Source organism: Hyunsoonleella aquatilis, from assembly GCF_014270105.1.
Classification (GTDB): domain Bacteria; phylum Bacteroidota; class Bacteroidia; order Flavobacteriales; family Flavobacteriaceae; genus Jejuia; species Jejuia aquatilis.
The window spans coordinates 596875-608810 of sequence record NZ_JACNMF010000002.1 but is presented as its reverse complement, the minus strand read 5'-3'; the positions used below and the strand labels follow the sequence as shown (position 1 = coordinate 608810).

Sequence of the window (11936 nt, the reverse complement as noted above, 5' to 3'; positions counted from 1 at the left end):
CAAGTTAGTCAGAAGTCTTTTTATTCAATGTCCTATTGAGGATACCCATGGCAATGTATAAAACAGGAGAAATTAATATTTCTTGAACAGAATTAGTGAAATCCTTCAGGTAAATAGAAATATCAGAGATCAGCCAATTAAACCCTCCTAGGCCTGCAATGATGCATAGACCCGAAATATGAACCATATGCCAAATGGTGGACATCCAGGTGTCTTTTAACTTTCCCAGATGAAAAGTGCCCACGAAATAAACAGCCATAGTAACCGCAAACCTCGCTAGGTGAAGGATGTATTTTGGCACCGAAATCATATCTGGATTTTCAGCCAGGTACACATAATGCAAAGTATATATAATGAGAATTATAATAAGTCCTGAAATAAAGCGAACTTTATCTGACTGGTACAGGTTCATTTTTTATGCGGATTTTACGGGCAAATACAATCCACATCACAAACGTAGTTGCATAAACCGTTATTTTAAACAAATAGTGATGTGCGAAATCAAAATAGGCGTCGTAGTATTCTCCGAGATAAATCAATCCGGCACACCGCAGAATATTAATTATATCAATTAAAATAAGACCAATAATTATGTAGCGAATTTTGCGCCAGATGCCTGATGGCATACAAATAATAAAGCCAATATAGAGTACCATTAGCTCAAGTCCGTTACAGGCGTCGGCAATATTTAAAACTCTTTTTTCATAATGGTAAATAGACGAGGCCTGATACGTTACATATTCTCCGTCTAATATTTTTGTAGACAACTCATTTATGGCCACAAAGCCTGACATTGAAGTAAAATTGTTCAGGAATTTGGCCGAAGCCTTTCCAACATGGGCGGTAAGGGGATGGTCTAAAACTTTTGAATCATACAGGAAAAAGCTGTAAATAACTTTCCAGACTATAAAAAACAATAAGGCTTTTCCTAAAAAAAGCCTTATTGGTAATGGAATGTCATTTTTTAACTTCCTGAAGTCTATCATTTTCTGCTATCGCGTAATTTTTTAACGCCAAAGGCGGCCGCTCCAATTAATAAAGCAACTAGCCCGCCATCTAAAGGTACGTCTTTAACATTGTCATTAAAACCTGGCTGTGCCATCAAATTGGTTGTTGCAAATAAAGCAAAAATTACGAACATTGCAACTGTTGTTTTTGAGATCATTTTTTTTGTGTTTTTCATGGTGTTCATTTTTAATTGTTATTCTATTATTAATTTTTTCGTTATGGTATTGCCTTTTGAAGCCAGTTTTACAAAGTAAACACCTTGTTGTTTGGCAAAACTAGTGGCAATAGTTACCTTTTTCGAGTTAAAGTCTTGTATGTGCAATATTCGGGCGCCAAGTGTATTGTAAACCGTCATTTCCAGATCGTCCATGCCTTGCGGAATGCTCAAATTAACAAAGCCCTCGCTAGCCGGATTTGGATATAAAAGCAATTTGGACAGTTCCTGATCTTCCGTTGACAATGAGGTTGCTGCGAATACAATTTTAAATCTATTTTCTGAAACTGATTCGGTGTCGTTAGGATTTACGTTGAAAGCATATGCTACCTCTCCGCTCTGAGGAACCTCAGTAAATTCATTGGTTGAGGTATCCAATAAATACGGTGTGCTACCCTTTAGACCTGTGGCATTCGCAACAATAACATAGCTGGTACTCCTGTATTGATCAATTTGCAATTGGATTTCGTCAAGCTCGCTTGGTGTAGATCTAGTCTCAACCGCGAGGAAAGTTCCATCGGTATAAGTCCCAAAGGTTTCATCTAAATTAGTAAATTTTGGCGCGTCGCGGAGATCAACCCCATTATTTCCATTGTCGTCAAAGAAGACCAGAATTCCATCCGTTGCGGAATCATTGTTCGCAAAATCCATAGACTCATATAGATTCAAGCTTAGTTGACTATTATTACTAGACTTGGACTTGCCTGAACCGCTCTTAAACACATTGGTTTCGGGAGTCGATACATGTTTATTGTCCTGGGTAAACGTAATAGAACTTGCACCGTTAGCTATTGTCTGGACAAAGCATGCCTGGCCAGCCTGCAAATATTTGTCGGCTGCCGAACCGGCAGTAGAAGTATTTGTAGCCAAAACAACGGTAGAATAAGCTCCTCTTATTCCCAGGTTAGGATCATATACCCAATAGAATGCTGGGTTCAAATTGGTATTTGTAAGTGCATTGCCCAAAGTAGATTCCATGTCCATTTGAGCTTGGAACGGGTTGCCAACAAAGTTGAACAGTCCTGCATTTGGATTTAATGCCAATGGTCCAGGAGCACTGTTCTCAGCATCCAATGACCCTTTGGCGACTAAAGTTGTTGGTGTTGGTGGTGGATCGTTTGTACCTATATCAACAGTCCTGTCGCCTCTTACCATTAAACGATGGGGTATCCCATTTACTAAATTGGTGGCATCGGTATTTGGAATGGGGTTCCAAGCTTGCCCAAGGTTATCAAAGGTAAACATAGATGGGTTTCCAGTTACAGTAGCATCAAAACCGTTGGCTCCTACTGTAGAACCCGTAATATGGGTGTTCTGTTGCCAGTTATTCGATATAAAATCTGTAGTTGTAACCGGACTACTTAATAATCTAAACGCCCTGTTTGGTGGGATAAATCGTTCAATAGTAGCGTCTCCAATAAATGTTCCGGAGCTTGGGCCAATATAGGCCGAACCACTTGGATCCGATTGCATTGTAAGTTCACCACTATTATCGACTACTCCATTATTGATTAAAACGACATTGGGATTAAAATCTACGGATGCTCCATTATCAATAATTACCTGAGAACATTCATTAATCGTTAAGTCTTGTCCCGTTGTTAAAACAGGATAGTTTGGTGCTCCGGTTGGGATGGTTGCTATGGTTGCTGATAGTGAAAGACCCGGGTCAAAACCACCTAGCCAGTTTCCGGTGTTTGTCCAGTCGGTATTGATTGCTCCAGTCCAAACTACTCCAGTTATTTCGTTTAAATCAACAAAAACCGATTGCGTACAGCTTACGGAGTTTCCAAAGCAATCTTCGGCGGTCCAAGTAACGATAGTTTCACCTAAAGGATATACTGCCTTATTTGTTCCGGTCCAAGTTATACTGATATCTCCTAGGTCGTAAACCATAGGAGCATAGTCAGTAGGAGCATCGTTAGTTAAGGTAACTCCATAAAACGTTTTTCCCTCAACCCAATTGGAAGTTGGGCCGTTTAAGTTAAAATTGTGCAATGTCATATCGTAACCATTGCCAGAATCATCAATAACTGTAGTTAGTCCAGTATTATCACCCCCAGCAATGCCCTGATTAAAATGGTATAGTGCAATCAATCCAGATTGGGCTGAAATTTCCTTATTCATATCTGCTTGAATCTCTTCTTGCGTACGGGCAATGCTCCAAACGCGAACTTCGTCCAATTTACCGCCAAGAGAAACAGGGATATGATCAGCAATTGTTTGTCCTAAGTTATCAGTGGAAATCAGGCCAAGTATATCGGTTGCAGAAGCCGGTGTTGAAGCAATAAGAAGGCCATTATGGTAAACCTTAACCGTAGCACCATCAAAAGTTATGGCTAGATGTTGCCAAGTGTTTAATTTAAAAGTGTTTTGAATCACATCAATATCCGGGAAGTCATCGTTTGCTAGTCTTGGATAAATCCAAGCACTTATAGTTGCTGTTCCAGTGGCTAATAAATCAGAAGTAAAATCGGGTATGGTCAAGCCATGGTCCAAGCCGTCAAAATCTATGGCATTTCCTAATGCTGGAGGGCCAGCCGTTACCATTGGAATTCCTAAGTTAACACCCGTCGCACCACATATTCCAGGATCATTATCTACAAGGATGTCTGAGGGACAGACAATGGTTGGCCCTTGACTAGGTGTAGCTAAAGTATGAGAAACAGTTGCTAAACATCCAGTATCCGTATCATTTACAATGAGGTTATAAGTACCTGGTGCTAAATCAGATATATCTTTTGATGATGAAGTAAACCCATCTGGGCCTTGCCAAGAATAAAGAAGATTTCCTGGACCTGATTCATTCTGAATATTGACTGAAATTGATCCATCATCAGCTCCTGGAGCACTTGGGTCTGTGGCATTGGATATGGTTGCTTCCAAGGCACAGAGAACATTAATTGATATACTTCTCGTAGCTTGTATTCCCGTGTCGTCCTGTGCCACAAAATTGATAAGAACAACTTGGCCTGCCTGGGCGGCTGACGGTGTCCAGCTAAATACGGAAGTCGCAGTACCATCTACTGCACTTGTTACTGGTAATACAGGAGTCATAGTTGCCCCGACAGGCAAGGCAATAGAATTCAGTGTAGTGCTTTGACCAGCATCTGGATCCGTAGCAGCTACTGTAAAACTCACCGTATTTCCTGGTGGTGTTACAGAAAAAACAGTTGCTTCTGCTGGGGTTGGCGCAACAAAAACAGGTGGGGATGAAGCGCCCACCATTACCAACTTGATGTCTACGGGAACTTTTGACTCTGCATCCTCTACCATAAATACCACAGAAAAAGTTTGTCCTTCTGTACGTGCGGAAGTATCCATGGTAAACACCCCGTCAGAACTCAATGAAGACCCAGCAGGTTGTATGGTAACTAGTCCAGATTCTGCGCCCGTGGCCAATCTGTAAGAAATGGCATCCCCTTCGGGGTCGACTGCTGGGATTGAAAACGTAGCGTTTGAAACGCCAATCGGCAGATTTACTACCTGTGGTAAACTAGCTACTGGAGGATTATTAAAGGTACCGCCCACATTTACTGTGGCTTTTAAAGAATAACCTTGGTCATTATTACCATCTTCAAGGTCACTTGTTCGACAGCAACTATTATATGCTGATACCTCATAATTACCGGCGGTGGCATAGGTTTTAGTATAAACCCATGACATGAACAAAATATCATTTACCGCATCCACACCGGTTACTGTTGCAGTTAGAGTAATAGTTTGGCCATCGCCAAAATTCATTGATCCCAAATTAAGTGTCTGTCCTACTGTAGGAGCACCCCAAAAAGACCTTCTCCATTGCGTATTAGAAGTAAAAGTAATGCTGTTTCCCCCAGCTTGAGACCATGAGAGGGTACCCCCTCTAAAGTGGGAGGCTTGCACTTCCATCGTTGATAACATACAGAATGCAAATAGCAATACTGGGATTAAAAATTTTAGGTTAAAACATTTTGAGTTTTTGTTTGTGACACCGAGACACTTGCGCCTAAGTGAGAGTAGAATTTCTTTCATAATTGGTTGTTTTTATTAATAGCTCATTAACCAAAAACAGTGTAGGATAAATTCTAAAAACCTATATGTATAAAAACGAAGGGATTATTTAGTGTAGCTTTGGTTGAGTTACTGAATAATACATCAATAAAGTATTAAACCAGTAGGAAGTCTAAATTTGAACAAATTTTTGGGGATGAGTAATTTTTTTCGATAAGAGGTAAGAAAACCATTATGAACCGTTCTTACAAAATTTGATCGAATTGAGAAGTAGTAAAAACTAGTTGTATAAAAAAACGGAAGGCGATGTGTTTTCTGAAATTAGCGCGAAGGCAAACAGGAAAGAACTTCAAGTATAATTGTTTATCAATGAGATCTGAGTGGGTCTTTAATGTGAATGTACCCCTTGTAAAACTAGACAGAGTTTATAAAACAATAAGGCTTTTCGAGGGAAAAGCCTTATTTGTTCATGGAATGTCATTTTTTAACTTCCTGAAGTCTATCATTTTCTGCTATCACGTAATTTTTTAACGCCAAAGGCGGCAGCTCCAATTAACAAAGCAACTAGCCCGCCATCCAAAGGTACGTCTTTAACATTGTCATTAAAACCTGGCTGTGCCATCAAGTTTGTTGTGGCTATTAAAGCCAAAGCGATAAACGCAATAGTTGTTTTCGAGAACATTTTTTTTGTGTTTTTCATGGTGTTCATTTTTAATGGTTATTCTATTATTAATTTTTTCGTTATGGTATTGCCGTTTGAGGCCAGTTTTACAAAGTAAACACCTTGTTGTTTGGCAAAACTAGTGGCAATGGTCACCTTGTTCGACATGAAGTTTTTCATGTGTAATAGCTCTGCGCCTAGGGTGTTGTATATTGTTAGTTCCAAATCATCCATGCCCTGTGGAATACTTAAGTTAACAAAGCCTTCGCTAGCCGGGTTGGGGTATAACAATAATTTAGAAAGCTCTCCATTTTCGGTTGACAAGGTCGTCGCCGAAAATACAATTTTAAATCTGTTTGCTGAAACGGATCCGGCATTATTAGCATTTACATTGAAGGTATAGGCTATCGTTCCATTTTGCGGAACCTCGGTGGATATGCCAGTAAAGGTATCTAACAGGTACGGGATACCTCCCTGCAAGTCGGTCGCGTTCACGACCATAACATAGTTAGTACTGCGATATTGATAAATTTGCAATTGTATTTCATCAAACTCCGTAGGTGTTGCTCTGTTTTCTACAGAAAGGAAGGTGCCATCTGTGTAAGTTCCAAAGGTCTCGTCCAAGTTCGGGAACTTTGGCGCATCCAGAAAATCTACTGCATTATTGCCGTTGTCATCAAAGAAGATTAAAATTCCATCTGCCGCGGTATCATTATTTGCAAACGCACTAGCCTCGAATAAGTTTAAGCTTAGCTGTCCAGTGCTTGCTGTAGCTTTACTAGAGCCACTCTTAAATACATTGGTCTCTGGAGAGGAGGTGTATTTGTTGTTCTGCGTAAAAGTAATTGAACTGGCACCATCAGCCACGGTCTGTACAAAACAAGCCTGGCCTGCTTGCAAATATTTGTCAGCAACGGAACCAGCCGTTGACGTATTAGAAGGCAATACAACAGTAGAATAAGCACCTCTTATTCCTAAGTTTGGATCGTAAACCCAATAAAATATTGGATTCAAATTTGTATTAGTGGCAGGGAAACCTAACGTTGTTGCCATATCCATTTGCGCTTGGAAAGGATTGCCAACAAAACTGAACAGTCCAGCATTTGGATTTAAAGCCATTGCTCCAGGAGCAACGTTTTCTGCATCCAATGAGCCTTTGGCAACTAGTGTTGTTGGCGTTGGTGGTGGGTCATTCGTGTCTATATCCACAGTTCTATCCCCTCTTACCAATAAACGATATGGCGTACCATTGATTAAATTTGTAGCATCAGTATTAGGGATAGGATCCCAAGTTTGTCCTAGGTTATCAAAGGTGAACATTGATGGATTACCTGTTACCGTGGCATCAAAACCATTAGCTCCAGTGGTAGATCCTGTAATATGTGTACCCTGTTGCCAGTTGTTTGATATAAAATCACTTGTAGTTACTGAAGTACTTAATAATCTAAATGCCCTGTTGGCCGGAATAAAACGTTCAGCGGTAAAATCGCCATTAAACGCACCACTTCCTGAGCCTATATAGGCAGACCCTGTATTGTCTGATTCAAATGTAAAATCACCATCATTTGTAACGGTACCTAAATTAGTAACCACAACGTTGGGATTAACAGTTAACGAGGCGGCACTTTCAACGGTTAGGGATGCACAATCATTTATGGTCAAATCCTGTCCTAAGGATAAAACAGGATAATTTGGCGCACCATTAGGTATAGTCACATCAGATGACAATGATAATCCAGGTGATACTCCGCCTACCCAGTTGCCCGAGCTGGTCCAATCAGAATCAATAGCTCCAGACCAAGTGGCTGGACCGCTTCCAACGGTTACTTTTTGCATACAAGTGGCTGTGTTTCCAGAGGCGTCTGTTGCCGTCCATGTTACCATGGTTTCTCCTATGGGGTAAACCGCCGTGTTTGTTCCAGTCCAAGTAATGGGTACACCCTCCACATCATAAACTACAGGGACATAAAGAGCGGGCGCATCATTGGTTATGGTAACACCAGTAAATGTTTTTCCTTCAACCCAATTAGATGTTGGCCCCATTAAAGCGAAATTATGCAAGGTTAAATCGTAACCGTTTCCAGAATCATCGATAACTGTAGTTAATCCTGTATTATCTCCTCCGGCAACACCTTGATTAAAATGGTACAGTGCAATCAATCCTGGTTGCGCTGAAATTTCCTTACACATATTGGCCTGAAGCTCTGCTTGTGTTCGAGCAACATTCCAAATGCGGACTTCGTCCAATTTACCGCCTAAAGAAACAGGGATAAATGGTCCAATTAGGGTTCCAATGTCAAGATCTTGATTAGCCGCAATAAGCCCAAGAATTTCGGCTGCGGTAGCAGGTGTCGTGGCGATAAGTTTACCGTCAAGATAGCCTTTCACCGCTGCACCATCAAAAGTAATGGCAAGATGTAGCCAAGTGTTTAATTTGAACAAATCTTTAATTTCTTGAATATCGGGGAAATCTTGATTCTCTAAGCGCGGATAAATCCAACCGCTTATGGTAAACATTCCAGTTGCTAATAAATCCGGGGTAATATCTGGAATAGTCAATCCATGGTCCAAGCCATCAAAATCTATGGCGTTTCCTGTTGCCTCACAATTATCCGTTACCTCTGGGACTCCTAAATAAATCCCAGTAGCACCACATGTTCCAGGATCGGCATCCACAACAATATCTGCAGGACAAGTAATTGTAGGGTTAATGTTATCATTTACGATGACGTCAAAACTACATGTGGCCGTATTTCCAGATGCATCAGTGGCTACAAATGTATTGGTTGTTGTTCCCAACGGAAAGATGCTTCCGCTTGGAAGGCCTGCGGTTTGGTTTACTGTTACAGCGCCGCCTCCAGAATTAATAACAAAACTGATATTGTCTAAAGAAACATTAAAGAAGCCCTGATCGTCCTGTTCCTCAAGGCTCAAATAGACCTGTGTTCCTTCAAGAGACTGCAACAATGCAGTAACGTCAAAATTTCTTGCATTTGGCCCCAATTGAGTGTTTGGGTCGCCAGGATTTGTGGAGAATATCTCCTGAATTGGTGTCATGGCTGCATCTAAGAGCATCACTCGGAACTCTTGATTTGGATCAGAAAAACCGGTGCTAGCATAATTTCTTATCCTGTCCAACCAACTGATATTCGCCTGAGTTATACCTGTAGGTACCATAATGAGCTGAGAAACCAAATGAAGGCCCGGGCCACCTTGGTTAGAAACTATATCAAAACTTCCTGCTAAAGGAGGCAAAGCAATTCCAGGTCCTCCTGGATCAAAAGTTCCATCGTTTAAAGCATAATTTCCAGATCCAGAATTCATGACGGTCCAACCACTAAAGTCTCCAGTTTCAAAACCTCCATTGATAATAAATTCTGGGAGAGTCCCGCAATTATCCGTCACTGTGGGATCGGTAAAAGTAACCAAAGCACCACATTCTCCAGGGGCGCTATTCACTACAATATCTGAGGGGCAGGTAATCATAGGGTCTTCCTTATCTTCAACAGTAACTGTGAATTCGTTGTCTACATCTGTACAGGGAGCTGTGGCAGCTGCAAAAACATATAAGGTCGTATCAGTGGTAATAACTTCACCCGCATTTAAAAGTGTTCCTGTACCGCCTGGGCCGGTATAATAATTTCCATTGGTTAATGGGGGCAAGGTATAGCTACCTCCACAGATAAAGACATCTGCAGGGTCATCTGCAACCGGTTGATCGCATACATCACAAAATTTAAAGTTGTCAATGGCTATATACTGAAATGAACCTCCTAAGGTAATCTCCAGTTCATCAACTATTATGGCCGTATTATCTGTACCGCCTTCTGTCGCGAAATCCAATGTAAAAAAGCCTTGTGTTGCTCCAAAAGAAGTAGGGAACCCGGAAGACTTCACTACGGTGAACTCGACTCCGCCGTCCAATTTACCAACTATGGTCAAGCTACCATCGTCAGTTGGCATTGTTCCATTTGCAATGGAAGAAACAAAGAACTCCATAGAATTCATAAACATGACATTGGTGTCGGTAATTGCTATAGAATAGACTTTACCTGTTCCTTGGTCATTACCATTATCTAAAAAACGATCTGATCCTCCGCCTCCAGCGCCAGTAAACTTAACGCCACTTAAGTTTGCAGACCCCGTGCTAAATGGATGAATATCTGTAGTCCAAGAAAATTCGCCTTCATTTAAGGATTCAAAAGTCTCCACATTACAATCAGTAACTAGGTGTACTTGTCCCATAGTAAACGGATCCGGTGGCGAGTTGCCATCTGTGTCTTCTATGTTTGTGCCTGGGTTAAGGTCTAGACGAATACTGCCTTCTCCTGAAATTGCATTTACAGTAATCACATAGGAGTTTCCGGAGCCTGAAATAGAGGCAATGGTTCCTACTGCTGTTCCTGTTGTGGTAAGGAAAAAATCATCGACACTTACATTTACGGCATCTTCATTGAAGATGACTTCAAAATCAACCGATGCTGCATCAGCTAGTGGATTACCCACCAATTTAATAGATTGTACAATAGGAGGTGCTACTGAGGATACTTCCTCACAATGTTCAAAGTTGTCCAAGCCAATAAATACAAAAGCGCCTCCTATCTCTATTTCCAATTCATCGATGTTGGTTAGACTATGATCGGAAGTTCCAGCAGTTTCAAAATCAATGAGCGTAAACCCTTGGTTTACTGCAGCACTAGTTGGAAAACCTGAGTTTTTGGTAATGGTGTATAAGGTAGAGCCAGACAACTTTCCTCGTAAAATAATGGAACCGTCATTGGTAGGCATTGCGGCATTGGCTAATGAAGATAGATAAACTTCCACACCCTCTACATTGAAAAGTTCGGTACCCGGTGTTGTTATGGAATATATTTTGCCAGTTCCCGTATCAGCATCGTTCGATAAGAATTGGTCTGAGCTACCTGCTCCAGAATTGCCGAGGTTTTGCACATCAAAATTAGCCGTACCAGTGGTAAAGCCTACACCATTACTTGTGAATGCAAAATCGCCTGCCGTAAAGTTTTCAAAGGTTTCTTGAAAACATCGGGATACTGTATGTGTTTCACCAGCAGTAAAAGCGGGAGATGGGCCATTGGCCAAAAGATCGGTAATGTCATTGGTTCCAAGGTCTATGCTTATGGTGCCCTCTCCGGATATTGAACTCACCGTTACTGTATAGCTAGCGCCTGAACCGCTAATACCGCTTATTGTTCCTGAGGTTCCAACAGCATCCAATACAAAATCATCCGCCGTAACATTTAAGGCATCCTCGCTAAAAGTCACTAGGAAGTCTACAGAAGTAGCTGTACTTACTGGCGCACCAACAACAGCTATTGATAGTACTTCTGCCGGATCCGTTTCCGCGGTCTCAAAACCGAATTCCAAATTATCCAAAGCAATATAGTCTCCATTTCCTGTTGCAGAAAATATGAGCTCATCTACCTCCGTACCTGAATTATCAGCACCCCCTTCAGTAGAAAAATCGATAAACGTATATCCATTATTTGGAGTCAGGGTCTGCACATCTGAAAACCCGGAATTTTTTATTATGGTATATACTGTCCCCCCATTTTTTTTACCAGTAATGGTGAGTGTAGTACTGGGGTTTTGTAATGATCTGGTAGAAATAAATATATAAAGACTTTTTATGCTTATATCTGCCCCATCCGTTGTTGTAATAGTAAATGAAGTTCCATCATTTTGAGTTGGTCCGCCATCTGAATTATCAATAAACTGATCATCGGCTGAGGTTCCATTCCAACCTGCTCCAGAAACAGACTCAATATCATAAGAGGTTTCTCCAGGCCCATTTGTAATAGTAAATGCCTGACCATTTTCAGTAAATGTAGTTGCCCCTATCGTTTCGGATTCAAAATCTTCAGTGCCTTGGGCGTAAATAGTACTTAAAGGCAAAAGAGCTACTACTAAGATGGTTAATAATGTGTAGAAATTTTTCATTTTGATAGTTTATTTATATTATGGTCAAATATTTAGCTTTTATGGTTTTGCTTCTGTTTTTAAAAGAAACATTAATTTAGTTATTCGGTTTTTATCGTATTC

The 11936-nt window shown here is 40.8% G+C and carries 6 protein-coding genes and 1 pseudogene; all 7 read right to left on the bottom strand.

What is annotated here, in order from left to right; genetic code table 11:
- Window positions 1–4 precede the first annotated feature (4 nt).
- The gene (locus tag H7U19_RS08100; RefSeq protein WP_186561130.1) at window positions 5–412 is read right to left on the bottom strand and encodes a hypothetical protein; all 408 of its coding nucleotides are present in this window, start codon (window positions 410–412) and stop codon (window positions 5–7) included.
- Window positions 390–986 carry an archaeosortase/exosortase family protein gene (locus H7U19_RS08095; RefSeq protein WP_186561128.1) on the bottom strand — a complete coding sequence of 199 codons (597 nt, stop codon included), beginning with the start codon at window positions 984–986 and terminating at the stop codon, window positions 390–392. Before H7U19_RS08095 ends, H7U19_RS08100 begins: the two co-directional genes overlap by 23 nt.
- A complete protein-coding gene (locus H7U19_RS08090) occupies window positions 983–1183 on the bottom strand; it encodes a PID-CTERM protein-sorting domain-containing protein (protein WP_186561126.1) in 201 nt (66 codons plus the stop codon). The genes H7U19_RS08095 and H7U19_RS08090 overlap by 4 nt, the downstream gene beginning before the upstream one ends.
- 18 nt (window positions 1184–1201) lie before the next feature.
- Window positions 1202–3118, bottom strand: coding sequence for a T9SS type A sorting domain-containing protein (locus H7U19_RS17065; protein ID WP_425489555.1), 1917 nt, complete (start codon window positions 3116–3118; stop codon window positions 1202–1204).
- Between the two features lie 297 nt (window positions 3119–3415).
- Window positions 3416–5113, bottom strand: a pseudogene (locus H7U19_RS17080) (hypothetical protein); the annotation flags it as partial.
- Between the two features lie 604 nt (window positions 5114–5717).
- Window positions 5718–5915 (bottom strand): PID-CTERM protein-sorting domain-containing protein, encoded by a 198-nt coding sequence (locus H7U19_RS08080; protein ID WP_186561116.1) that lies wholly within the window; start codon window positions 5913–5915, stop codon window positions 5718–5720.
- Window positions 5916–5933: 18 nt separating this feature from the next.
- Window positions 5934–11834: an HYR domain-containing protein gene (locus H7U19_RS08075; RefSeq protein WP_186561114.1), complete on the bottom strand. Its 5901-nt coding sequence runs from the start codon at window positions 11832–11834 to the stop codon at window positions 5934–5936.
- Window positions 11835–11936 lie beyond the last annotated feature (102 nt).

Bases quoted from the DNA above. Each gene is read 5' to 3' on its own strand.
- H7U19_RS08095 (WP_186561128.1), bottom strand. From the start codon at position 986: ATGATAGACTTCAGGAAGTTAAAAAATGACATTCCATTACCAATAAGG.
- H7U19_RS08090 (WP_186561126.1), bottom strand. From the start codon at position 1,183: ATGAAAAACACAAAAAAAATGATCTCAAAAACAACAGTTGCAATGTTC.
- H7U19_RS08100 (WP_186561130.1), bottom strand. From the start codon at position 412: ATGAACCTGTACCAGTCAGATAAAGTTCGCTTTATTTCAGGACTTATT.
- H7U19_RS08080 (WP_186561116.1), bottom strand. From the start codon at position 5,915: ATGAAAAACACAAAAAAAATGTTCTCGAAAACAACTATTGCGTTTATC.
- H7U19_RS17065 (WP_425489555.1), bottom strand. From the start codon at position 3,118: ATGGTTTACGACCTAGGAGATATCAGTATAACTTGGACCGGAACAAAT.
- H7U19_RS08075 (WP_186561114.1), bottom strand. From the start codon at position 11,834: ATGAAAAATTTCTACACATTATTAACCATCTTAGTAGTAGCTCTTTTG.